This is a genomic window from Nocardia shimofusensis NBRC 100134 (assembly GCF_001613125.1).
Taxonomy (GTDB): Bacteria; Actinomycetota; Actinomycetes; order Mycobacteriales; family Mycobacteriaceae; genus Nocardia; species Nocardia shimofusensis.
This window is the reverse complement of record NZ_BDBT01000029.1, coordinates 38,974-62,658: the sequence shown is the minus strand read 5'-3', so window position 1 is coordinate 62,658 and position 23,685 is coordinate 38,974. Positions and strand designations below refer to the sequence as shown.

Below are 23,685 nucleotides of genomic sequence, written 5' to 3'. Positions count from 1 at the left end.
CTAGCAAAAAGACTAGATATCGACAGACAACGCTGAGTCAGCCTTTCGCGACGCTTGTCTAAATATTTCTAGTCTTTACTCAATATTTTGGTAGAAAGCCCGATTCGAGGTAAGAGTCCACTGGTCGGCAGCGAGCCGGGAGCGGTTGCGCATCAGGTGCATAACAGCCGGTTAGAGCGGCTAACAGGACGGAAATTGCTACCGACATCCCGGGCACATCGCCCCGCCCCGGGGAGATCACGCCACTGGGAGATCGCATGTTCGTATCCCGCACCGGCACAGCGCGCGCCGCCTCCCGCAGCGCCATCTCCCCCAGCGCCATCTCCCCCAGCGCCATCTCCCCCAGCGCCACCTCCCCCAGTGCCGCCTCCTCCAGCGCCGCCACGCCCTCCGGCGACGCCGCATCCGCTCGCTCCCGCGCCGCCCTGGATCCGGACAGCAGGCCCCTCACGGTGCGCACCGAGGACGGGGTCACGCTCGCGGTGCGCGTGTTCGGATCCGCCGACGCGCCCCTGACCCTGGTGTTCACCCACGGCCATTGCCTGCACACCGAATCGTGGTCGCTGCTGTGCGCACGGCTGCGGGCGCGATGGGGCGAGGACGCCCGGATGATCTGTTACGACCACCGCGGCCACGGCGAGTCCGGCGAGGGGCACCCCGCCACCTACACCATCGACCAGCTCGCCCACGATCTCGACGCCGTGCTGCGCGCGGTGGCGCCCACCGGACCGATCGTGCTGGTCGGGCATTCGATGGGCGCGATGGTGCTACTGGCCTACTCACGACTGTTCGCCGAGAGCATCGGCACCCGGGTGGTCGGGGTCGGCCTGATCGCGGGCGCGGCGACCGGGCTCACCGATATCGGCCTCGGCCGGTTCCTGCACCGCTACACGGTGACCTCGCTGCAGACCGCGATCCGGCACGCGCCCCGTGCGATGCAGGCCTCCAAGCGACTGTCCCGGCACCTGTTCGAGCCGCTGATGCGCGAGGCGAGTGCGGGCACCAGGACGATCAGCCCACGGTTGCTCGCGGTGGCGACCACGATGCTCAACGAGACCCCACTGCTGACCATGACGGGTTTCCTCACCTCGCTCATCCACTTCGACGAGATCGAGGGACTGCACCGGCTGGGCGCGGTGCCGACGCTGGTGCTGGCGGGCTCGGCCGACATCGTGGTGCCGTTCGCGCACTCGGTGGTGCTGGCCTCCCAACTCGGCGACTGCGAGCTGGTCCGGGTGGAGGGCGGCAGCCACAGCGTCATCGGCGAGTACACGGAGGAGGTCGCCGGGGCCATCGCCCGGCTGGTCGCGCGCACCCGCATCCTGGCCACGGGCGAAGTCGGCGGGACACCCGGTTTCGCCATCGCGGGTTGACCTAAGCGATCAGGCAGCAATCGATTTCCGGCCCCATCGGGGCGGCGGACCGGTCTACAGCCGTCCGCGAGACGATTGCGGCGATTTCTCGGCAATTGGTACGCCTGGAGATTTCCCGAGACTCGGCAGCGCTTCTCGGGTACTGTGTTGTAGATCACGTTGTGTGGTGGGTCACATGGCCCGGTGATGCACGGCCTGCGGGTACCCCGCGGGGCAACGCCCCCGACCCGGGTCCGCACGTCCGCCAGGAACACAGGAGGAATCGATGACACGCAGCGATATCGCGGAACTGCGCTACGCGGTCAACCAGCTCCGGCAATCCATCGGCGCACTGCGCACCCACTACGGCGACGCCAACACCGTGCGCCGGCTGGAGAACGATCTCGAACGGCTCACCATCGACGCCGACGAGTTCGAGCAGGCTCCGCCGCCGGAGGTCAGGCGCAGGCCACAGAACACCATCTACGTCCCGGACAGCAAGTCCGACGAGGCGGCCTGGATGGGCGCACAGGACGAGGGGCTGGGCTTCCACTCCCGCCCGCGTACCACCTGAGCCGACCGGCGGTTCCGGCCCGTATCGCTCGACGTCGCGCGGCGGGCCGGGGCCACCGGCGGGTATCGGCCGGTGCGCCCCGGCGCCGCCAGGTCAGGGGCGTTGCTGCCACTTGTTGCGCACGCCGGCCGCCCGGTGCTTACCGGAGCGCTTGTTCGCAGCCGCCCCGTGGAATCGCGCCCCCGCCGGCGCCTGCACCGGTGGCGGTGCGACAGCGGATTCGAACAGCGCCGCGATCCCGTGGTCGTGGCCGAGCGCGATGGCCTCCAGCGCGTACTGACCGCCGGTACGCGAGAGTTCGTGCAGCATCGTCGTCATGATCCGCAGGCCGGTCGCGCCGACAGGATGTCCGAGCGCGATCGAGGAACCGTTGACATTGAGCCGGTCGTTCGGATCCAGATCCCACTCACGCGCCAGCGCCAGCACTTCCACGGCAAATCCCTCGTTGACCTCGATGAGATCCAGATCGTCCATGCCGAATCCGGTGCGCCCGAGCAATTTCGCGACTGCGGGCGCGGCGCCGAGCGAGGCGGTGTCGACATCGCTGCCCGCCGCCGCCCAGCCCACCAGATAAGCCATCGGTTCGAGCCCGAGCTCCTCGAGCCTGTCCTCGGCGACGACCAGGCAGGCCGAGGCGCCGTGCCGGTGCGCGCTCATGTTTCCCGCCGTCACCACCCCGTCGGACAGCAGCGGCCGGAGCGCGGCCAGCGTGTGCGTGGACATCTCGCCGTCGATGCCCTCGTCACGCAGTATCCGGTGCCCACCGGTGTCGTCGGGAGCGATGCCGTACTCGGGCCGATCCGCGCGCACGCTGACCACCTCGGCGCCGAAACACCCCTGCCGCCATGCCCTGGCCGCCTTGCGATGGCTGGCCACCGCGAACTCGTCGGCCTCGGCCCGGGTGATTCCGTAGTACCGGGCCACCTCTTCGGCATTGGCCAGATCGATCGAGGACTCCGACCACACCCGGGCGCCCGCAGCGACTCCGCCGCCGTGCCGCGCCCCGACCGGTCCGTAGCCGCCCTGCCGATGGCCGCCCGGCCCGTACATGCCTTGCCCGTAACCACTTCGGCCGTCACCGGCTGGTCCGTAACCGCCCGGCCCGAAGACGACTTGTCCGGGACCTGCTTGCCCGTAACCGGCTTGCCCGGGACCTGCCTGCCCGAAGACGGCTTGCCCCTGACGGACCTGCCCTGCACCGCGCGGTCCCGGACCGGCATATCCCCGGCCCCGCTGAACGTCACCGTTGCGCCCGAGTCCGCCGGGCCCGTCGCCGCCCGCCTCGACGCCGCCCGCCACCACGACATCGGCCGCGCCGGTCTGCACCATCATCGCCGCGGTGATCACCGCCTGCAGTCCGCTGCCGCTGTGCCGATCGGTGACGAAACCCGGTACGGCGAACGGCAGTCCGGCATCGCGGGCGGCCAGTTTGCCCAGGTCCGGGCCGGATGCCGGGCCCATGCGCGAACACGCCATCGCGACGTCCTCGATCCGCCACGGCTCGATACCCGAACGCTCGATGACCGCCGACAGCACCGTCGACGCCAACCATTGGGCGGGCATCCTCGACAGTGCCCCGCCGTCGACCCCGCTGGGGGTGCGAACCGGCGCCACGATCGCGGCTCTTCTCATGGTCGGTCTCTCCTTACCCGGCCGGATTCCGGAGTGCGCTGACACATGTCCACGCATGTCAGCAGGTGTCGCTGGAGAAAGGGGACCACGCCGATGTTGCGAAGACGTGACATCTGCGGAACCCATTTCGCACGTGAGCCGGGCCGCGATTGTGTGGCGCAAATCATAGGCGGCGCACCCACCCGAGATCGCCGAGACCACCCTCGAGCCATAGTCCCCCTGCCGTATGGTGCTGTGCATCACATCCAGAGCGCGGTCGGCATCGATACTCCAGACGGCACGGATTCCCGCGACGGCATCGATCTCCGCCCGCCGAGCGAAACAGCGAGGCGTTCTCCCGTGAGTGCCGCACCGACCGCTGTCCCCGCGGGGACGGGCGTTTTCAGCAAGACCAGGGCCCGAATCGCCGCGCGCACCCTGCGCACCGACCGCTGGTGGGTGCCACCACTGCTCACGGTGCTCGGCCTCGGCGCCTTCGTCGTCTACGCGACCATCAGATCGTTTGTCCGGACGGCGTATTGGGTGCCGGAGTACCACTACCTGACGCCGTTCTACTCGCCCTGCCTGAGCGATTCCTGCGTGCCGGGTTCGAGTCATTTCGGCACGCCGTTCCCGGAACTGCCCATGTGGATACCGCTGGGCTTCGTGGTGCTGCCGTTCCTGCTCGGCTTCCGCCTGACCTGCTACTACTACCGCAAGGCCTACTACCGCTCGGTGTGGTTCGCCCCGCCCGCCTGCGCCGTGGCCGAACCGCACCAGCGCTACACCGGCGAGACCAGACTGCCGCTGATCGTGCAGAACGCGCACCGCTACTTCTTCTATGTGGCGCTGGTCATCTCGGTGATCAACACCTACGACGCGCTCTCGGCCTTCCACGGCTCCGGAGGCGGATTCGGTTTCGGCCTGGGCAATCTCGTGCTGATCGGCAATGTGACATTGCTGTGGGCCTACACGCTGTCGTGCCATTCCTGCAGGCACATCACCGGCGGCCGGCTCAAGCACTTCTCCGCGCATCCGTTGCGCTACCGGTTCTGGACCTTCGTCTCCAAGCTCAACACCAGGCACATGGAACTGGCCTGGATCACCCTCGGCACTCTCGTTCTCACCGACCTCTACGTGCTGCTGGTCGCCAGCGACACGATCTCGGACCTGCGGTTCGTCAACTGACCCGCCCCGGCTTCAGGAGTATCCCCAGCTATGCCAGAAGAGGAACGGCACAACCCTGCCGAACGGCACACCGCCGTCGAAAGGCACAACTACGACGTGGTCGTCATCGGGGCGGGCGGCGCCGGACTGCGGGCGGTGATCGAAGCGCGCGAGCACGGCCTCTCGGTGGCGGTGGTGTGCAAATCGCTGTTCGGCAAGGCGCACACCGTGATGGCCGAGGGCGGCTGCGCGGCCTCGATGGGCAATGCCAACGAGAAGGACACCTGGCAGACCCACTTCAAGGACACCATGCGCGGTGGCAAGTTCCTCAACAACTGGCGCATGGCCGAACTGCACGCCCAGGAGGCGCCCGCGCGGGTGTGGGAGCTGGAATCCTATGGGGCGCTGTTCGATCGGACGCCCGACGGCCGCATCAGCCAGCGCAACTTCGGCGGGCACACCTATCCGCGGCTCGCCCACGTCGGCGACCGCACCGGCCTCGAGATCATCCGCACGATGCAGCAGAAGATCGTCGCGCTGCAGCAGGAGGATTTCGCGGCCACCGGTGACTACGAGGCCCGCATAAAGGTGTTCGCCGAATGCACGATCACCGAACTGCTCACCGACGACGGGCGCATCTGCGGCGCGTTCGGCTACTGGCGCGAATCCGGCAAGTTCGTGCTGTTCGAGGCCCCCGCGGTGGTGCTGGCCACCGGCGGCATCGGCAAGTCCTACAAGGTCACCTCGAACTCCTGGGAGTACACCGGCGACGGGCACGCCCTGGCGCTGCGCGCGGGGGCGACGCTGATCAACATGGAGTTCCTGCAGTTCCATCCGACCGGGATGGTCTGGCCGCCGAGCGTCAAGGGCATCCTGGTGACCGAGGGCGTGCGCGGTGACGGCGGGGTGCTCAAGAACTCCGACGACAAGCGGTTCATGTTCGACTACATCCCCCCGGTGTTCAAGGGCCAGTACGCCGAATCCGAGGCCGAGGCCGACCAGTGGCTGAAGGACAACGATTCCGCGCGCCGCACCCCCGATCTGCTGCCCCGCGACGAGGTCGCACGCGCGATCAACGAGGAGGTCAAGGCCGGGCGCGGCACCCAGCACGGCGGGGTCTACCTCGACATCGCCTCCCGGCTGCCCGCCGAGGAGATCCGGCGCAGGCTGCCGTCGATGTATCACCAGTTCAAGGAACTGGCCGATGTGGACATCACCAAGGAGCCGATGGAGGTCGGGCCGACCTGCCACTACGTGATGGGCGGCATCGAGGTCGATCCGGACACCGGCGCCGCGACCGTCCCCGGCCTGTTCGCCGCGGGTGAGTGCTCCGGCGGCATGCACGGCTCCAACCGGCTCGGCGGCAATTCGCTGTCGGATCTGCTGGTCTTCGGCAGGCGCGCCGGTCTGGGAGCCGCGGCCTACGTCGAGGGGCTCGCGCAGCGACCGCAGGTCTCCGACGGCGCGGTCGCCGACGCGGCCCGTATCGCGGTGGCGCCGTTCGATCCGCCCGCCGACGGCCGTGGCGAGAACCCCTACACCCTGCACACCGATCTACAGCAGGTGATGAACGACCTGGTCGGCATCATCCGCAAGGAGCACGAACTCGCGCAGGCGCTGGAGCGGCTCGCCGAACTGCGGGCGCGCTTCGGCAGCGTCACCGTCGAAGGACACCGGCAGTTCAATCCGGGCTGGCATCTCGCCCTCGACCTGCGCAACATGCTGCTGGTCAGCGAGTGCGTCGCGCGGGCGGCACTGTTGCGGACCGAGAGCCGCGGCGGGCACACCCGCGACGACCATCCGGGCATGGACCCGGCGTGGCGGAACAAGCTGCTGGTCTGCTCGATCGATGCCGGGACGGCCGCCGATCCGGTGTCCCCGCCGGTGCGGGTCGTCCCGAAGGACCAGATCCCGATGCGCGCCGATCTGCTGGCGCTGTTCGATCTCGGCGAGCTCGAGAAGTATTACCACTCGGGCGAACTCGTCGGCCATCCGTCCGGCGCGGGTGCGGCGGAGACCGATTCGGAAGGTGAGGGCTAGTCATGGGATACGACGCGAAGTTCCGCGTGTGGCGCGGTGACGACACCGGCGGTGCGCTGGAGGATTTCACCGTCGAGGTCAACGAGGGCGAGGTGGTGCTCGACATCATCCACCGGCTGCAGGCCACCCAGGCTCCCGATCTGGCGGTGCGGTGGAACTGCAAGGCGGGCAAGTGCGGGTCGTGCTCGGCGGAGGTCAACGGCAGGCCTCGGCTGCTGTGTATGACCAGGATGTCGACGTTCACCACAGACGAGCTGGTGACCGTCACGCCGATGCGCACCTTCCCGGTCATCCGCGATCTGGTCACCGATGTGTCGTTCAACTATCAGAAGGCTCGCGAGATCCCGTCCTTCACGCCGCCGCCGGAGCTGGCGCCCGGCGACTACCGGATGAATCAGGTCGACGTGGAACGGTCGCAGGAATTCCGGAAATGCATCGAGTGCTTCCTGTGCCAGAATGTCTGCCATGTGGTGCGTGATCACGAGGAGAACAAGGAGGCTTTCGCCGGGCCGCGATTCCTGATGCGCATCGCGGAGCTGGAAATGCATCCGCTCGACGTCGCAGATCGCAGGCAGCTGGCCCAGGAAGAGCAGGGCCTCGGTTACTGCAATATCACCAAGTGCTGCACCGAGGTATGTCCGGAAAACATAAAGATCACCGACAATGCGCTGATCCCGCTCAAGGAGCGGGTGGTCGATCGTCGGTATGATCCGCTGGTCTGGTTGGGCAACAAGCTTTTTCGACGCTGAGCCGCCGGACCGAGCCCCGCCGGTCCGGGTCTAGATCGTGGCGACGACTCCCAGCGCTACCACCCACACCAGCGCCCCGACGAACAGGGCGGGCAGAAAAGATCCGGTCAGCACGAAGACGCCCACTGTCGACACCGCGAAAAGCAACGCGACAATGAGCCATTCCACCCAGTCGCCGGGCCGCAATTTCCGGTACCGTGTGTGATAATTCTTGATCCCACGGTCCATGTATTGTGATTACCCACGCGCGACCGACATAAACCCGTTCCGTTGCCGAACGTGCGTCGTTTCGTGATCTTTCCGGCCGCGTGTCGACCCGCCGCTCACAGCGCGGACGTGTAGTCCTTGGCGAGCTCGCGCAGCAACCGTCTGCCCGCCTGCACGTCGAGGGCGCAGCGGCGCAGGCATTCGTGGGCGGCCAGGAACCGCTGCACGTCGACCCCTCGCTCCAGGTAGAGGTCTCCGGTGAAACCGGGCACGTGCACGATCGGCGGATCGGCCCGTTTACCGCGCCCCTCGCCGTCGAAGCACAGCACCGTGAACGGGCCGGTCGGTTCGCCCAGCGGCATGCCCGCGGCGAACGGCAGCACTCGCACTCCGATGGTCGAGCGCGTGCTCAGGTCCGCCAGATGACGCAGCTGCCCCGCCATGACCTTCGGGCCGCCGACCATCCGGCGCAACACCGCCTCGTGTAGCACCACATCGGCGTGCACCGGCGCGACCTTCCTGGTGAGCGCCGCCTGTCGCTGCATCCGCGCCTGCACCCGGCGTTCGATCTCCTCCTCGTCGACCTCGGCGGTCAGATGCCGCAACAGCGCCCGCGCGTAGTCCGGGGTCTGCATCGAGCCGGGGACGAGTTCGGACTGATAGCAGAACAATTCCCGCGCGGTGGCCTCGACGCCGGCGTAGATGTCGAAGCCGGCCGGGATCAGTTCGCCGAAGGCATGCCACCAGCTGTTGCCCGGGCGCTGTTTGGCCAGACCGGCGAGCGCTTCCCTGGTCTCGTCCGGGATGCCGTAGATCCGGCACAGCTCCTGGATGTCGATGGTGCGCAGGCGATCGGCCTGGCCCTTCTCCAGCCGTTGCAGGGTGGTCGCTCCCCACTCCATCAGCCGAGCGGCGTCGGCGATGGTGAGGCCGGCCTGTGTACGCCAGTCCCGTAGGTAACGACCCAGTTGCCGACGGGCGATCGTCGACGACGAATCTGTCGAGGGGGCTGAATCGAGCAGTGCTCGTGTCGAACTCGGTGTCACCGTCAACGCTCCGTTCTCCAACCCCGGCCTGACCGGGGGCGTATCGGGGGGCGGACCTGCGAGCTCGGTTCCCCACGATGCCGCTCGGGTACTCGTGCTACCGACCTGTGATTCGAGACGTGTTCATCCACTGTGGACAATCCTGTACTCCAGAATGGATGACATGCTGGGGATTCGCGGTAAATCTCATGGATCTACCGCGAGCCGCCCGCCGACGCGCCGCACAAATGGTGTGCTGGAAGTGTGCTCGGAACTCGCGTGCGACTGTCCTTGCGCGCGTGGAACTCTCCGGGCGCGTCAACCGATCGCACGCGGGAACGAGGAGTCATGGCTGAAGATGTCACAGCGTCAGATGTCACATCGCCACCGTCGATGGTCGCAGACGCGGCGGTGGCGTGATGCAGATGGCGAACCAGGGGATGTGGTCGTCCGGGCTGCTCAGTTGCGGTAGCGATCCCGGAATCATGACGACCACGCAGGCACATTCGGCGATGCAGCTGCACTTGGACTGCACCGTGGACCGGTGCCTGGTGCGACGTCGCGCCAGGGCGACGCTGGTCGAAGCGGGAAAATGCGTTCTCGACGAACGCGCACTGCGCATCTGATCCGACGCGGCCGCCGCGCGGATACGCTCGCGCGGCGGCCCGAGGTCAGTGCCAGGTGTGATCGGTGAGCGGGGTACGCGGACCGAACTTGGGCTTGCGCGCGTGGCCGCTGATCTCGAGCAGGCGGACCACCCGATAACGATGCGGGCGTAGGGGTTCCAGATACTCGACCATGCCGTCGTCGTCGAGCGGACGGCCGAGCAGGGTCCAGCCGATGATCGCGGCCAGGTGGTAGTCGCCGACGGACAGCGCGTCGGCGTCGCCGAAGGCGCGCTGGGCTGTCTCGGCGGCGGTCCACACCCCTATGCCGGGGACGGTGCACAGCATTCGGGCGGCCTCGGCGGGGGCGCGAGCGGCGGTGCGCTCGAGCGAGTCGGCGATCGCCGCGGCGCGCACGATGGTGCGGGCGCGTTGCGGGCCGACGCCCGCCCGATGGAATTCCCAGGACGGTATCCGCCGCCAGGTCTCGGGGGCGGGCGGCAGCAGCAGACCCGCAGGGGCCGGGCCGGGCGCGGGTTCTCCGTACTGCCGCACCAGTTTTCGCCACGAGGCCAGCGCCGAGATGGTGTGCACCTTCTGCTCGATGACCGAGGGGACCAGCGCTTCGAAGACCCGGCCGGTGCGCAACATCCGCAGGCCGGGGTGCCTGCGGTGCGCGTCGTCGATGAGCGGATGCTCGGGGGTGAAGTCGTCGAGATTCTCGTCGAGGCAGAGCATGGCGGGCAGGTCGTCGAGGAAGACCTGCGCGCCCGGCCCCCAGGCTCGCGCGTGCACGGTGTGCGAGCCGGACTGGATCAGCCGATAGGTGACGGGGCCCGCGGGGGTGCGGGTGGCCTGCCAGTGCCCGCCCGCGTCGTCGCGGTGGGTACACGGGTCGCCCGCGCCGCGACGCAACGGGGCGAGGGTGTGCGCGAGGTCGACGGGCCGGGGTGAGGCGACCGTCCGGGATCGCTCGCCCCCGATCGCCGGTGTGGTCGATGTACGCACCGGTCCATTGTGCGCCCCGGCCCCGGCTGCCGATCGATGGACGTCCGGGTGGCACCCACATCACGGACCTCACGTAACAGACATCCGCGGTGCGGCGATGTTTCCGGCGATCGGCAAACAGCTGGCACAACGGAGGTTCCGATGATCACCAATGCACTCAACTGGCTGCTCGGCGCGTGGGGCGCTGTCTCCGCGGGCAGCTCCGGCTATCAGATTCCGCCGGGCACGCTGCCGTTCGGACTCTGAGCCGCACCCGGATCGGCGTCGAGCAGGAACTGCGCCAGATGTGCGCTACCACGGCCGGTGAGCTGGGCGGCCTGGGTACGGCAGGAGAAGCCGTCGGCGAGGAACACGGCGGCTTCTCCTGCCTCGGCCAGCACGGGGAGCAGGCCGGCGCCCGCGATCTGCACGGAGATGTCGTAATGGCCCGCCTGCATGCCGAAGTTCCCGGCCAGTCCGCAGCATCCGCTGATCTCGACGATCTCGGCCCCGGTGTCGGCAATTATCCGGCGATCAGGGGCGAAACCGAGCACGGCGTGCTGGTGACAGTGCGGCTGGACCACCACCGAGCGCCCGGCGCGATCCGGGGGACGCCAGTCCGGCTGTTCGGCGAGGAATTCGGCCAGGGTTCGCACGGCCCGCGCCACCGGCTCGGCGCGGGGGTCCTCGGGAAGCAGTTCGGGCAGGTCGGCGCGGAGCGCGGCAGTGCAGGAGGGTTCCAGGCCGACGACGAGACCTCCCGCTCGGACGTGGTCGTCGAGGGCGTCGAGGGTGGCGCGCAGCCGGGCGCGGGCGCCGTCGAGCTGGCCGGTGCTGATCCAGGTCAGCCCGCAGCAGACCCGCCTGCCCGGGATGATCACGGTGTGACCGGTCGATTCCAGCAACCGCACCGCCGCTTCGGCGATCTCGGGGGCGAAGGCGTCGGTGAAGGTGTCGAGCCAGAGCATCACCGTCGGCGCGTCGGCGGCTCGGTCCGCGCGGTTCTCGCGGCCGTGCCAGGCCCGTCGGAAGGACCGGCCCGCCAGGCGCGGCACCGGGCGGCGCGGATCCAGACCGGCCGCGCGTAAACCCCAGCGGCGCAGCAGCTTCTGGTTCGCCAGCGCGTTGGCTAGGCGGGGCATCCTGGTGGCCGGCCCCAGCCAGCGCGGCAGCATCCCCAGGGTGTAATGGTCGGCGGGGCGCAGGCGGCGGCGATAGCGCCGGTACAGGATCTCGGATTTGTAGGCGGCCATGTCGACGCCCGCCGGGCAATCGGTGCGGCATGCCTTGCACGACAGGCACAGGTCCAGCGATTCCGCGACGGCGGGTGAGGTCACCGGCAGCGCGCCGCGCACCACTTCCTGCAGCACCCTGGCGCGCCCCCTGGTGTTGTCCTTCTCGTCTCCGGTGGCCAGGTAGGACGGGCACATGAAGCCACCCGCCTGCCGGTTGTCCGCCCGGCATCTGCCCACACCGACACAGCGGTGCACGGCCGCGGCCAGGTCGCCGCCGTCGTGCGGGAAGGCGAAACCACCCACCGAGGGCAGCGGCGCCACGCCCGCCACCCGCAGATCGGCGTCGACGGCGTTCGGCTCGACCAGCACGCCGGGGTTGAGCACGCCGTCCGGGTCGAACAGCGCCTTGAATTCGGCGAACGCGGCGAGGACGGGCGGCGGGTACATGACGGCGAGCAATTCCGAGCGGGCCCGCCCGTCGCCGTGCTCGCCGGAGAGCGAGCCGCCGTGGCGCACCACGAGTTCGGCGGCGTCGACGAGGAAGGCGCGGAATCGGGCGGGCGCGTCGGCGATCGGCAGGTCGAGGCGGACGTGAATGCAGCCGTCGCCGATGTGGCCGTAGAGCAGGCCGTCGACGCCGTGCTCGGCGGTGAGTGCGGCGAATTCGCGCAGGTAGCCGCCGAGGCGTTCGGGCGGGACGGCCGCGTCCTCCCAGCCCGGCCAGGCGGGACGGCCCTGCGCGGTGCGACCGGCGAGTCCCGCGCCGTCGGCCCTGATCCGCCACAGCGTCGCGGCCACGGCGGCATCGGTGACGATCCTGGCCTCGAGCGCGTGCGCGGCGCCGCACAACCCGCGCGCGGCCTCGAGCGACTCGTCCGCGGTAGCGCCGCCGGTCTCCACGAACAGCCAGGCGCCCCCGCGCGGCAGGTCGGGCACCGAGCCGCGGTGCGTGCGCACCACATCGACCAAGCGGGAGTCGATGCCTTCCACCGCGATCGGATCGCAGGACATCACCACCGCCACGTCGTCGGCGGCGGTGGCGATATCGGGGTAACCGAGCACGGTCAGCGTGGTCGCGCCGGGCAGGGGGACCAGGCGGACCTCGGCGTCGAGCAGCAGGCCACAGGTGCCCTCGGTCCCGGCGAAGGCCTTGGCGACCTCGGAGCCGCGTTCGGGCAGCAGGTGTTCGAGTCCGTAGCCGGAGGCCTGGCGGCCGAAGCGGCCCAATTCGGTGCGCAGCAGCGCCAGGTGCGAGCGGGTGAATTCCGGCAGACCGGGCACGACCGACAGGTCGGCTGCCAGGGCGCGCTCGGCGCCGCGACCGTCGAGGACGCGCAATGCCGCGATGTTGTCGCTGGTGCGCCCCCACGACACCGCGCGCGGTCCACAGGCGTTGTTGCCGATCATGCCGCCGAGGGTGCAGCGGTCCTGGGTGGAGGGGTCGGGACCGAAGCGCAGGCCGTGCGGACGGGCGAGGCGTTGCAGAGACGAGAGCACGACGCCGGGTTGCACCCGTGCCACGCGGCGTTCGGCATCGACAACCAGGACACGGTTCATGTGCCTGCTGAAATCCAGAACCAGGCCCGGCCCCACCGCGTTGCCCGCCACCGACGTGCCCGCGCCGCGCGCGGTGACGGGCAGGCCGTTCTCGCGCGCGAAAACCAGGGTGGCGGCGATGTCGTCGTCACCGCGTGGGAAGACCACGGCGGCGGGCGGCACCCGGTAGTTGGAAGCGTCGGAGGAGTACTCGGCGCGCCTGCGCGGCGAGGTGTCCACCTCGCCGTCGATCCCGGCCCGCAAGGCCGCGAACAGCTGTTCCTCGCTCACCTCCGTCAGCCTAGTGAGCGCACCGCCGCGCGGTCGGGCACGATGCCGCGTTGTCCGGTCGATGCGGCCGGAAATAGCTTGACCTCGATAATAGTTGAGGTTCTAGTGTCGGTGGCCTGGGGTGGAATGAGCGTGGTCGAAAGGGAGTAGACGTGAGTATCGAATCCGTGGCCTGGCACCAGATGTATCAACAGGCCAACGCACCCGACGAGCAACGGCCGTTCCGTGCCGCCACCGCCCGGCGGATCCTGCGTTTCGCGACGCCGCACAAGCGGCGCATCGCGGTGTTCCTGCTGTTCAGCGTGATCTCGGCGCTGCTCGCGGTGGCCACGCCCGTGCTGGCGGGCCGGGTGGTGAACAGCATCGTCGGCGCGGCGGAGCCGCGGGTGGTGGTGATCCTGGCCGCGGCCATCGGCGCGCTCGCCGTCGCCGACGCCGGACTGGGGCTGGTGATCCGGTGGCTGTCCGCGCGCATCGGCGAAGGCCTGATCCTGGATCTGCGGCGCGCGGTGTTCGACCACGTGCAGCGGATGCCGGTCGCGTTCTTCACCCGCACCCGCACCGGCGCCCTGGTGAGCAGGCTCAACAACGACGTGATCGGCGCGCAGCGCGCGTTCAGCGACACCCTCTCCGGGGTGGTGACCAATCTCGTCACACTGGCGCTGACACTCGGGGTGATGCTCACCATCTCCTGGCAGATCACCGTGCTGGCGCTGCTGCTGCTGCCGGTGTTCGTGGTGCCCGCGCGCCGGATGGGCCATCGGCTCGCCGAGATGCAACGGGAGGCGGCGCGATTGAACGCCGCCATGAGCACCCAGATGACCGAGCGTTTCTCGGCCCCCGGCGCGACCCTGGTGAAGCTGTTCGGCAGGCCCGAGCAGGAGTCCGCCGAGTTCGCCGCACGGGCCGGGCGGGTGCGCGACATCGGTGTGCGCACGGCGATGCTGCAGACGGTGTTCGTCACCTCGCTGACCCTGGTCTCGGCGCTGGCCGTCGCGCTGGTCTACGGCCTCGGCGGGTGGTACGCGCTGGTCGGCAGGCTGGACGCGGGCGCGGTCGTCGCGCTCTCGCTGCTGCTGACCAGGCTCTACGCGCCGCTGACAGCGCTGGCCAGTGCGCGGATGGAGATCATGGCGGCGCTGGTCAGTTTCGAGCGGGTCTTCGAGGTGCTCGACCTGAAGCCGCTCATCGAAGACGCGCCGGACGCCGTGCCGGTGCCGGACGGCCCGGTACGGCTGGAGCTCGACGGCGTGCACTTCGGCTACCCCTCGGCGGACAAGGTTTCGCTCGCCTCGCTGGAGGAGGTCGCGACCCTGGACACGCGCGGCGGCGTGGAGGTGCTGCACGACATCACACTGCGCGCCGAGCCGGGACAGCTGGTGGCGCTGGTCGGATCATCTGGCGCGGGCAAATCGACCATCGCGCAGCTGGTTTCGCGGCTCTACGACGTGGATTCGGGGTCCGTGCGGTTGAACGGGGTCGACGTGCGCCGGATCGGCGCCCGCTCACTGCGCGCCGCCGTCGGCCTGGTCACCCAGGACGGGCACCTCTTCCACGACACCATCCGCGCCAACCTGCTGCTGGCCCGCCCCGAGGCCGACGAGGCGCAACTGTGGGACGCACTGCGCCGCGCCCGCCTCGGCGACCTCGTCGAATCGCTGGCCGACGGCCTGGACACCGTGGTCGGCGAACGCGGCTACCGCCTCTCCGGCGGCGAACGCCAGCGCCTCACCATCGCGCGCCTGCTGCTCAAGCAACCGCGCCTGGTGATCCTGGACGAGGCCACCGCCTCCCTGGACTCGACCTCCGAAGCCGCGGTGCAGGAAGCCCTCACCGAGGCACTGGAAGGCCGCACCGCGCTGGTGATCGCCCACCGGTTGTCCACCATCCGCGCCGCCGACCTGATCGTCGTGCTGGAGGACGGCCGCATCGTCGAGCAGGGCACCCACACCGAACTGCTCGCGGCCGAGGGCCGCTACGCCGAGTTGTACCGCACCCAGTTCGCCGAACCCGCCGAGGTCGCCGCCTGAGCGGGTCAGCGGCGGAGTGGGAGCGCAGCGTCACCACGCAGCACGCCCCGCTCAGGCGAAACACACACAGCCTGAGCGGGTCAGCGGCGGAGTGGGAGCGCAGCGTCACCACGCAGCACGCCCCGCTCAGGCGAAACACACACAGCCTGAGCGGGTCAGCGGCGGAGTGGGAGCGCAGCGTCACCACGCAGCACGCCCCGCTCAGGCGAAATACACACAGCCTGAGCGGGTCAGCGGGCGGAGTGGGAGCGGGAAGCTATCGAGGGCGCGTGCTCCGCTGTTACACCCTGGAATCTGGGGCTTCGCAATGTCATTTCCAGTCAGTAACTTTCAGTCCGTGCGAGAGGCACTTGTCGGGGGACAAATACCAGAGAGGATCACATGAAGCGTTCGATCACCGGACTGGCATTGGCTGGTGCGCTGCTTTTTCCGGGCCAGCTCGTAGCCGCGGGTTCGGCCGTCGCCGGGCCGCCGGCCGCCGCTCCCGCGCAGGCGAGCCAGGTGGCGGGTTCGTCCGAGATCGGCTGCAATCTCCAGTGCGGCCCCTTGATGGAGCTGTGGATAGCGCTGTACGAGGGGTTGGCGCTCGGGTCGAGCAATGGTGGCGGCGCACCCGCCACCCCGTAACCGGCTTTCGTCGATAGCACGACATCCGGGTGTGGCCAGCCTACTTGCTGCCGGGCCGGCCCGCTGTGCGGCGAAAGCGCCGACGGAATCGGTCATGGGACCGGGCACGCGAGCCGAGTCCCTACGATGGAACGACAGAAACGATCATCGAGAGGGCTTCGACCTATGCTGATCCGCTCCCTCGCAGCGAGTGTCGCGCTCGTCGCCGCCGCGCTGTGCGCCCTGCCCGCCGCCGCTCACGCCGACGACCCGGAGTTCCCGCGCAACGGGATCGTGCCGCCAGGGGTCTACCACATCACCCGCGGCGCCCCCAATGTCGTCGGGACGCCTCTCGACGGCTGTGACCTGCATGTCGACGGCAATGCGACGAACGTGTTCCTCGACTGCCCGGCCTTCGACCGCGCGGGGCGCCAGATCCCCGTCGGCCCGAACGAGACCTACATCGTTCTGGACGGCCTGCCGATCGGACTGGCATTGCACGACATCGATCCCCGCCAGGGCATGTGGACCGGCACGCTGAATGTCGCGGGCACCGCGGTGCAGGTGCCACAACTGCTCGCCGGTCTCACGCTGCAGCGGCGCTGATCGGGGCAGGCGAGTTCGGGTACGGATTCGATCCCCCGCCGGCCACCCTCCGGCGGGGGTCTGACTGCAGCGCCGCTGAGACCGGCTCACCCCAGCGGTCTATTCGGGCGCGAATTCCAGGCGGACGCCGAGCAGCCGGACCGGGCGGTCCAGCTCGAACCGGTCGACGACGCGCAGCGCCGCTTCGGCGATGGCGGCGACGTCGGCGGTCGGTTCCGACAGTTTCGCCTGCTTGCTGCGGGTGAAGAAGGTCTTGGTGCGTACGGTGACCGAGACCCGCACGGTGATCCGACCGGCTTCGGCCATCTCCTCGGCCACCTCGGTCGCCAGCCGCGCGACCTGGGCGCGGATCTCGGCCGCGTCGGTGAGATCGGTGGGGAAGGTCTCGGATCTGCTGCGGCCCACCGGAATCCGGGGCTGGGTGCTCACCTCGGTGTCGCCCTTGCCGTGGCCGAGCACCCACAGGTAGGGGCCGGTGCTCGGACCGAATTCGGCGGCGAGGCGGCGGTGGTCGGCCGCCATCAGGTCGGCCACGGTCTCGATGCCGAGTTCGGCCAGGCGGGCGGCGATCCGGTTGCCGATGCCCCACAGCGCGTTCGTCGGGCGGTGGCCCATGACCTCGGTCCAGTTGGCGGCGGTGAGGCGGAAGGTGCCGGTCGCCGCGCCCGGGTCGTCCGCCGGTGCGGCCGAGGACTTGCCCGCCGACTTCGCGAATCCGGTCGCCAGCTTCGCGGTGAGTTTGTTGTCGCCGATGCCGATCGCGCAGCCGAGGTCCAATTCCGCCACAGCGGCGCGGATCTCGCGGGCCAGTGATTCGGGGTCGTCGGTGTCGGCGGCCAGGAACGCCTCGTCCCATCCCCACACCTCGACCCGCCCGGGGAAGGTTCGCAGCAGCGCCATGACCTCGTCGGAGGCTTCCTCGTAGGCGGCCATGTCCAGCGGCAGGAAGACACCCTCCGGGCAGCGGCGCGCCGCCGACCGCAACGGCATGCCCGCCCGCACACCGTAGGCGCGGGCCGGATAGGAAGCGCAGGTCACGACCTTGCGTGGCTCCTCGGGATCACCGTTGCCGCCGACGATCACCGGCCTGCCGCGCAGTTCCGGATGACGCCGGAATTCCACCGCCGCCTGGAACTGGTCGAGATCGACGTGCAACAGCCATCTGGCCACCTGTCCGTCATACCCCATCCCGGCGACAGCTGCGGCACGGCTTGCCACACCGGAAAAACAGAACTAAATTCTGGTTGTGAAGATTCGAGATCGGTTGCTGCTGGCGGCCGAGCGCGAGTTCGCCGAACAGGGGACCGTTGACGCCACCCTGGCGAGCATCAGGGCGAGCGCGGGAGCGAGCGTCGGCGCGCTGTACCACCACTTCCCGGACAAGGCGGAGCTGTACCGGCAGGTGTGGGCGCACGCGCTGCGCGACTACCAGCGGCACTTCTGGGCCGTGGTCGGCGACAGCGCCGACGCTCGCGCCGGGGTGATCGGTGGTGTCCACGAGCATCTGCGCTGGGTCACCGAGAACCGGCACCGGGCGACGATTCTCATGTCCGCGCGACCACCCGGCGTCCACGAGAGCGAGAGCAACCGCGTCTTCCTGACCGACGTCGCCCGGTGGTGGCGCACACACGCGGGCTACGGCGCGGTGCGCGCGCTCGATGTCGACGTGCTCTACGCGCTCTGGCTCGGTCCGGCACAGGAGTATTCACGCCAATGGCTCGGCGGGGCGGTCGCGGCGCCGCCGACGGAAGTCGCCGGCGAACTCGCCCGCGCGGCGTGGCTGGTATTGGCGGGCGCGCCCGAGGCAACCCAGCCCTCCGACGATTGATCTCGTTCCGCTACAAGCCGATTCCTGCCCCCGCCCCCCAGAAAGGCTTCCCCATGACCGGCTCCACCACCCTCGAGTTCGACCAGGCCGTGCAAGTGCTCTCCGCCCAGCCGTTCGCGGAGCTCATCGGCACCAGGCTGACCGCCTTCGGTGACGGCGCGGCCACCCTGCTGGTACCGATCCGGCCGCAGCTCGGCCAGCAGTTCGGATACGTGCACGGCGGAGTGCTGTCCTACCTCGCCGACAACGCGCTCACGTTCGCGGCGGGCACCGTGCTCGGCGCCAATGTGCTCACCGGCGGGTTCAGCATCACCTACCTGCGGCCCGCCTCCGGGCAGAGGCTGCGCGCCGAGGCCCAGGTGACCGGCTCGACCCGGCGACAGGCGGTGGTGAACTGCGAGATCTTCGCCGAGACCGACGGTGCTGAGCCGGTGCTGTGCGCCCTCGCCCAGGGCACGACGCGGGCTGTGGAGCGCACCCTCAGCTGACCCACCCTTCCGAAAGGACACGCGGTTGATGACAATCGGACGGTCGGGAACCTACACAGGCCCAGATCTCTCCCCCGCTGGTCCTTCGTTCACGCTCCGGGCACGCCTCCGCGCGGCCGGTCCGGGTGCTGGGTGAACGCGGCGCGGTAGGCGCTCGGTGTCAGTCCAGTACTCCGCGACAGATGCTTGCGCAAGGAATCGGTGGTTGCCAGGCCACTGAGGCAGGCAACTCGGTCCATCGGCAAGTCGGTCGTTTCCAGCAACTCCTGGGCTCGATTGATGCGCTGATGAAGCAGCCATTGGAGCGGGCTGAGACCAGTCTCCGCATGGAACTTGCGGGTCAGAGTACGGATGCTGGTGCGGGCATGATTCGCCAGAGCAGCACGGGTGAGTGGCTCATGCAGTCGGTCGAGTGCCCAACTACGGGTGTCCGTCAGGGAGGTGCCGGTCTCCGGCGGTAGCGGTGTCTTGATGAACTGGGCTTGTCCACCCGGTCGCACAGGCGCCGCCACCATGAGGCGGGCAACCGCGTTGGCTGTCACGGCGCCGTAGTCGGTTCGCACCAGATGCAGGCACAGGTCGATGCCTGCCGACAGTCCGGCAGACGTCACGATGTTGCCGTCCTCGACGTACAGCACGTCGGGGCGAAGCTCCACTTCGGGGTAGCGGCCGGCGAACTCGTCGGATTTCGCCCAGTAGGTGGTGGCTCGACGGCCGTCGAGCAAACCGGCCTGGGCGAGCACGAAGGCTCCGGTGCAGATCGAGGCGATTCGCTTACCTGCGACTGCGGAACGGCGCAGCATCATGAGAATGCGCGGGTCGATGTCGTCACGCGCACCGGTTCCGGTGACGATGACCGTGTCGGCGTCACCGGCGGCTTCCAGGCCGTGGCGGACGGTGACCTCGAGGCTGCTGTTGGTGGCGACAGATCCGGGCCGCGCGGTACATACACGCACGAGGTAGCCAGGGGCGCCGTCGACCATGGCTTCGCCGAGCACCAACTCGGGGATGGACAGATCGAAGGTAGTGACTGGGGGGACGGCCACAACAGCCACTCGATGCGTGGCCCGAACCTGCACTGGCCTGAACCTCCGGATTGTTGGCATCTGGGCCCCTATCGTATGGATTCCTCAGGGCCGAAGCTTGGGAACACGTCGTCGCGCTCTCGCGTCCGGCGCCACCCATACCTCTGTGACCAGGGAGAACGCGGATGTCCACGCATGTCGTCATCGGAGCCGGAGCCACCGGATCGGCCACTGCCCGCTTGCTGGCAGATGCCGGGGAGCAGGTTCGACTCGTCACCCGACACGGCGGTGGGCCGGTGCACGAGCGCATCGAGCGAGTCGCCGCCGACGCCACCGACACCACGCGGCTCATCGAGTTGACGCGCGGCGCAGTCGCCCTGTTCAACTGCGCCATGCCCGCCTACGACCGCTGGCCGACCGATTTTCCTCCGCTGGCCGCCGCTGTGCTGGCAGCGGCCGAACGCACCGGCGCCGACTACGTCATGCTCGGCAACACCTACGGCTACGGTCATACCGATTCACCTCTGACAGAAGACCTTCCGCTGGCGGCGACCAGTGTCAAAGGCCGTGTGCGGGCTCAGATGTGGAATGATGCCCGCGCCGCCTACGACGCCGGGCGGGTTCGGGTAACCGAGGTCCGAGCCGGCGACTTCCTCGGCGCGGGCGCCTACTCACCGTTCACACTCATGGTCGGCGCGCATGTGCTGGCCGGATCGCCCGCCTCCTATCCTGGCGACCTCGATGCGCCACACAGTTGGACCTACACAGGCGATGCGGCGCGCACTCTCGTGACCGCGGCGCGCCATGAGCAGTCCTGGGGACGTGCCTGGCATGTGCCGCCCACCTCCTCGGCGCCGGTGCGCGAACTCGCAGCACGCTTGGCCGCCGCAGCCGGTGCCCCCGACCCGCGGCTGCATCCGATGACGAGGGCCGAGCTCGAGGAGATCGGAAGGTCGGACTCGATCATGGCGGAGATCCCGGAGATGCTGTACCTGTACGACCGGCCGAACATCCTCGACGCGTCGTTCACCATGAAGGCGCTGGATGTCTTGCCTACCCTCATCGACGACGTGTTGTCGGAGATGGCCGCAGAGCACGCCGGGTCTGCGGCCATCTGAGGACTATCCGGTCACCCACAGGGGATGCCCTCGGGCGGCGACGATCAGGCCGTCGCCGCCAACCTCGCGCCCTCGGCCGCCGGTTCGGCGACCGGCTCGATGGCGTAGGCGAGGATGTCGCCCACGTCGGCGACCGGGCGAACGTCCAGCGCGTCGAGCACCTCGGCGGGGACCTCGTCGAGGTCCGGCTCGTTGCGGGCGGGAATGAAGACGGTCTTCAGACCCGCTCGCTGGGCGGCGAGCAACTTCTGCTTGACCCCGCCGATGGGCAGCACCCGGCCGTTCAGGGTGACCTCGCCGGTCATGCCGACGTCGGCGCGGACCTGACGGCCCAAGGCCAGCGACACCAGCGCGGTCACCATGGTGACGCCCGCGGACGGGCCGTCCTTGGGCACCGCGCCCGCCGGGAAGTGGATGTGGATATTGCGGTCCAGCACCGAGGGCTCGATGCCGATCTCCTCGAGGTGCGAGCGCACGTAGGTCAGCGCGATCTGCGCCGACTCCTTCATGACCTCACCCAACTGCCCGGTCAGGGTGAGCGAGCGCTCGCCCTCGGCGGCATTGGCCTCGATGTAGAGGACGTCGCCGCCCGCGCCGGTCACCGCGAGGCCGGTCGCCACACCCGGGACGGCGGTGCGTTCCACCGAGTCGGGGGTGAACCGCGGCCTGCCCAGGTAGTCCAGCAGGTCGCCGACGTCGATGGTCAGTGAGCCGGAAACCGTTGCCGGGGCGGTCTTCTCACCCACGATCAGGTCGTCGTAGCCGAGTTCGGGGGCGTATCCGGCGTCGATCGCGGTGACGACGTCCGGATCACCGGACTCCGAACCGCTCGGGGCCGCGCCGGACTCGATTTCGGAGAGCCGGGTGGCCGCCTTGCGCAGCGCCTTCGCGATCAGCCGTTCCATCTGTCGCACACCGGCCTCACGGGTGTAGTTCGCGGCGATCTCGCGCAGCGCCGCCTCGGTGACGCGCACCTCCTCGGCGGTCAGCGCGTTGCGTTCCAGCTGCCTGGGCACCAGGAAGTCGCGGGCGATGGCCACCTTGTCGTCCTCGGTGTAGCCGTCGACCGTGATCAGCTCCATGCGGTCCAGCAGCGGACCGGGGATGGTGTCCATGACGTTGGCGGTCGCGATGAACAGCACATCGGACAGATCCAGATCCAGATCGAGGTAGTGGTCGCGGAAGGTGTGGTTCTGCGCCGGATCGAGCACCTCGAGCAGCGCCGCCGCGGGGTCGCCGCGGAAATCCGAACCCACCTTGTCGATCTCGTCGAGCAGAACCACCGGGTTCATCGACCCGGCCTCTTTCATCGCGCGCACGATGCGGCCCGGCATCGCGCCGACGTAGGTGCGCCGGTGGCCGCGGATCTCGGCCTCGTCGCGCACACCGCCCAGGGCGACGCGCACGAACTTCCGGCCCAGCGCCCGCGCCACCGATTCACCGAGCGAGGTCTTGCCGACACCGGGCGGGCCGACGAGCACCAGCACCGCGCCGGAGCCGCGTCCGCCGACGACCTCCAGCCCACGGCGCGCTCGCCGGGCACGCACCGCCAGATACTCGACCATGCGGTCCTTGACCTCGTCGAGCCCGTGGTGGTCGGCGTCGAGCACCGCCCGGGCGGCCGCGACATCGGTGCTGTCGGTGGTCTTGTCCTGCCACGGCAGCTCGAGCACGGTATCGAGCCAGGTCCTGATCCAGCCGGATTCGGGACTCTGGTCGCCGGCCCGCTCCAGCCTGCCGACCTCGCGCAAGGCGGCCTCGCGCACGGCGCCGGGCAGGTCGGCCTGCTCGACGCGGGTGCGGTAGTCGTCGGCGCCGTCGGGTTCGCCCTCGCCGAGTTCCTTGCGAATGGCGTTGAGCTGCTGGCGGAGCAGGAATTCGCGCTGGGTCTTCTCCATGTTCTCGCGGACCTCCTCACCGATCTTCTCGGTGAGTTCGGACTCGGCGATGTGCGCCTTGGTCCATTCGATCAGCGAGGTCAGTCGCTGCGCGGGCTCGGGGGTCTCGAGCAGTTCGCGCTTCTGCTCGGCGGACAGGTAGGGGGCGTAGCCCGCGGTGTCGGCGATCGCGGAGGGGTCGGTCAGCTGATCGACCGCGTCGATGAGCTGCCAGGCCTCCCGGCGCTGGAGCACCGAGATCACCAGCTTCTTGTATTCGGCGGCCAGTTCCTTCGTCCGGCCGTCGGCGGGCGGGGTGTCGACCGGCTCGGCCTCGACCCACAGCGCCGCGCCTGGTCCGGTGACGCCGTGGCCGATCCTGGCGCGGCGTTCGGCCTTCAGCACCGCCGCGGGCGTGCCGCCGCGCATCCGGCCGACCTGTTCGACGGTCGCGATCACGCCGTAGGCGGCGTAGCCCTCGGGCAGGCGGGGTGCGAGCAGCACGGCGTCGGTCTCCGCGGCGCGCGCGGCATCGATCGCGGCTTGCGCGGATTCGTCGAGTTCGATGGGCACGACCATGCCGGGCAGCACGATCGGATCGGTCAGGAACAGCACCGGCAGATCACGGGGTGTAGTCACGTCTTCGATCCCTCCAAGGAGTTGAGCGATACCTACTCAACCCGCCGAGATTTCGCATTGTTCCCCCTGGTGGCGGTGTTCACCGACAG

Annotated in this window: 20 protein-coding genes; 12 read left to right on the top strand and 8 right to left on the bottom strand. The window is 69.2% G+C overall.

Annotation, left to right across the window (positions count from 1 at the left end; genetic code table 11):
• The first annotated feature begins 257 nt into the window (after positions 1-257).
• Together NS3_RS23365 and NS3_RS23360 are read left to right on the top strand one after the other, a co-directional pair.
• Positions 258-1,373 carry an alpha/beta fold hydrolase gene (locus tag NS3_RS23365; protein ID WP_084495861.1) on the top strand — a complete coding sequence of 372 codons (1,116 nt, stop codon included), beginning with the start codon at positions 258-260 and terminating at the stop codon, positions 1,371-1,373.
• A gap of 265 nt (positions 1,374-1,638) precedes the next feature.
• Positions 1,639-1,926 carry an Rv0250c family protein gene (locus NS3_RS23360; protein ID WP_067863504.1) on the top strand — a complete coding sequence of 96 codons (288 nt, stop codon included), beginning with the start codon at positions 1,639-1,641 and terminating at the stop codon, positions 1,924-1,926.
• Positions 1,927-2,019: 93 nt separating this feature from the next.
• Here the strand turns inward: NS3_RS23360 and NS3_RS30180 are convergent, their stop codons facing one another.
• On the bottom strand, positions 2,020-3,558 hold the full coding sequence (locus tag NS3_RS30180) for a thiolase family protein (RefSeq protein ID WP_245649770.1): 1,539 nt from the start codon (positions 3,556-3,558) through the stop codon (positions 2,020-2,022).
• A gap of 339 nt (positions 3,559-3,897) precedes the next feature.
• Between NS3_RS30180 and sdhC the strand changes: the two genes are divergently transcribed.
• From sdhC to NS3_RS23340, 3 genes are read left to right on the top strand one after another with little or no spacing between them, the layout of a single operon-like run.
• A complete protein-coding gene (gene sdhC, locus NS3_RS23350) occupies positions 3,898-4,725 on the top strand; it encodes a succinate dehydrogenase subunit SdhC (RefSeq protein ID WP_067863555.1) in 828 nt (275 codons plus the stop codon).
• 30 nt (positions 4,726-4,755) lie between these two features.
• Positions 4,756-6,744 (top strand): fumarate reductase/succinate dehydrogenase flavoprotein subunit, encoded by a 1,989-nt coding sequence (locus tag NS3_RS23345; RefSeq protein WP_067863502.1) that lies wholly within the window; start codon positions 4,756-4,758, stop codon positions 6,742-6,744.
• Positions 6,745-6,746: 2 nt separating this feature from the next.
• Positions 6,747-7,493 carry a succinate dehydrogenase/fumarate reductase iron-sulfur subunit gene (locus NS3_RS23340; RefSeq protein WP_067863500.1) on the top strand — a complete coding sequence of 249 codons (747 nt, stop codon included), beginning with the start codon at positions 6,747-6,749 and terminating at the stop codon, positions 7,491-7,493.
• A gap of 30 nt (positions 7,494-7,523) precedes the next feature.
• Here the strand turns inward: NS3_RS23340 and NS3_RS23335 are convergent, their stop codons facing one another.
• Positions 7,524-7,721: a hypothetical protein gene (locus NS3_RS23335; RefSeq protein ID WP_067863497.1), complete on the bottom strand. Its 198-nt coding sequence runs from the start codon at positions 7,719-7,721 to the stop codon at positions 7,524-7,526.
• Between the two features lie 95 nt (positions 7,722-7,816).
• A complete protein-coding gene (locus tag NS3_RS23330; RefSeq protein WP_245649769.1) occupies positions 7,817-8,746 on the bottom strand; it encodes a helix-turn-helix domain-containing protein in 930 nt (309 codons plus the stop codon).
• 398 nt (positions 8,747-9,144) lie between these two features.
• Here NS3_RS23330 and NS3_RS23325 point away from each other — a divergent pair, with 398 nt between their 5' ends.
• On the top strand, positions 9,145-9,351 hold the full coding sequence (locus tag NS3_RS23325; protein WP_067863493.1) for a hypothetical protein: 207 nt from the start codon (positions 9,145-9,147) through the stop codon (positions 9,349-9,351).
• Between the two features lie 45 nt (positions 9,352-9,396).
• Here NS3_RS23325 and NS3_RS23320 read toward each other — a convergent pair whose 3' ends face one another.
• Positions 9,397-10,338: a DNA-3-methyladenine glycosylase family protein gene (locus NS3_RS23320; RefSeq protein ID WP_084495860.1), complete on the bottom strand. Its 942-nt coding sequence runs from the start codon at positions 10,336-10,338 to the stop codon at positions 9,397-9,399.
• Positions 10,339-10,547: 209 nt separating this feature from the next.
• Positions 10,548-13,379: an FAD-binding and (Fe-S)-binding domain-containing protein gene (locus NS3_RS23315; RefSeq protein ID WP_245649768.1), complete on the bottom strand. Its 2,832-nt coding sequence runs from the start codon at positions 13,377-13,379 to the stop codon at positions 10,548-10,550.
• A 152-nt stretch (positions 13,380-13,531) separates the two neighbouring features.
• Between NS3_RS23315 and NS3_RS23310 the strand changes: the two genes are divergently transcribed.
• From NS3_RS23310 to NS3_RS23300, 3 genes are all read left to right on the top strand, one after another.
• The gene (locus NS3_RS23310; protein WP_067863488.1) at positions 13,532-15,409 is read left to right on the top strand and encodes an ABC transporter ATP-binding protein; all 1,878 of its coding nucleotides are present in this window, start codon (positions 13,532-13,534) and stop codon (positions 15,407-15,409) included.
• Positions 15,410-15,790: 381 nt separating this feature from the next.
• Positions 15,791-16,036, top strand: a complete 246-nt coding sequence (locus NS3_RS23305) for a hypothetical protein (RefSeq protein WP_157101495.1) — start codon at positions 15,791-15,793, stop codon at positions 16,034-16,036.
• Between the two features lie 165 nt (positions 16,037-16,201).
• A complete protein-coding gene (locus NS3_RS23300; RefSeq protein WP_067863481.1) occupies positions 16,202-16,621 on the top strand; it encodes a hypothetical protein in 420 nt (139 codons plus the stop codon).
• Positions 16,622-16,720: 99 nt separating this feature from the next.
• Here the strand turns inward: NS3_RS23300 and NS3_RS23295 are convergent, their stop codons facing one another.
• Positions 16,721-17,791 (bottom strand): DNA polymerase IV, encoded by a 1,071-nt coding sequence (locus NS3_RS23295; protein ID WP_174550508.1) that lies wholly within the window; start codon positions 17,789-17,791, stop codon positions 16,721-16,723.
• Between the two features lie 76 nt (positions 17,792-17,867).
• Here NS3_RS23295 and NS3_RS23290 point away from each other — a divergent pair, with 76 nt between their 5' ends.
• Both NS3_RS23290 and NS3_RS23285 read left to right on the top strand, forming a co-directional pair.
• Complete coding sequence (locus NS3_RS23290; RefSeq protein WP_067863476.1) at positions 17,868-18,449, top strand: TetR/AcrR family transcriptional regulator; 582 nt, start codon at positions 17,868-17,870, stop codon at positions 18,447-18,449.
• Between the two features lie 53 nt (positions 18,450-18,502).
• Positions 18,503-18,937, top strand: a complete 435-nt coding sequence (locus tag NS3_RS23285) for a PaaI family thioesterase (RefSeq protein WP_067863473.1) — start codon at positions 18,503-18,505, stop codon at positions 18,935-18,937.
• Positions 18,938-19,026: 89 nt separating this feature from the next.
• On the opposite strand, the gene NS3_RS23280 is transcribed toward NS3_RS23285, so the two are convergent.
• Complete coding sequence (locus NS3_RS23280; protein ID WP_245649767.1) at positions 19,027-19,983, bottom strand: GlxA family transcriptional regulator; 957 nt, start codon at positions 19,981-19,983, stop codon at positions 19,027-19,029.
• Between the two features lie 164 nt (positions 19,984-20,147).
• Between NS3_RS23280 and NS3_RS23275 the strand changes: the two genes are divergently transcribed.
• The gene (locus NS3_RS23275) at positions 20,148-21,080 is read left to right on the top strand and encodes an NAD-dependent epimerase/dehydratase family protein (protein WP_067863468.1); all 933 of its coding nucleotides are present in this window, start codon (positions 20,148-20,150) and stop codon (positions 21,078-21,080) included.
• Positions 21,081-21,124: 44 nt separating this feature from the next.
• On the opposite strand, the gene lon is transcribed toward NS3_RS23275, so the two are convergent.
• Complete coding sequence (lon, locus tag NS3_RS23270; protein WP_373865337.1) at positions 21,125-23,596, bottom strand: endopeptidase La; 2,472 nt, start codon at positions 23,594-23,596, stop codon at positions 21,125-21,127.
• Positions 23,597-23,685 lie beyond the last annotated feature (89 nt).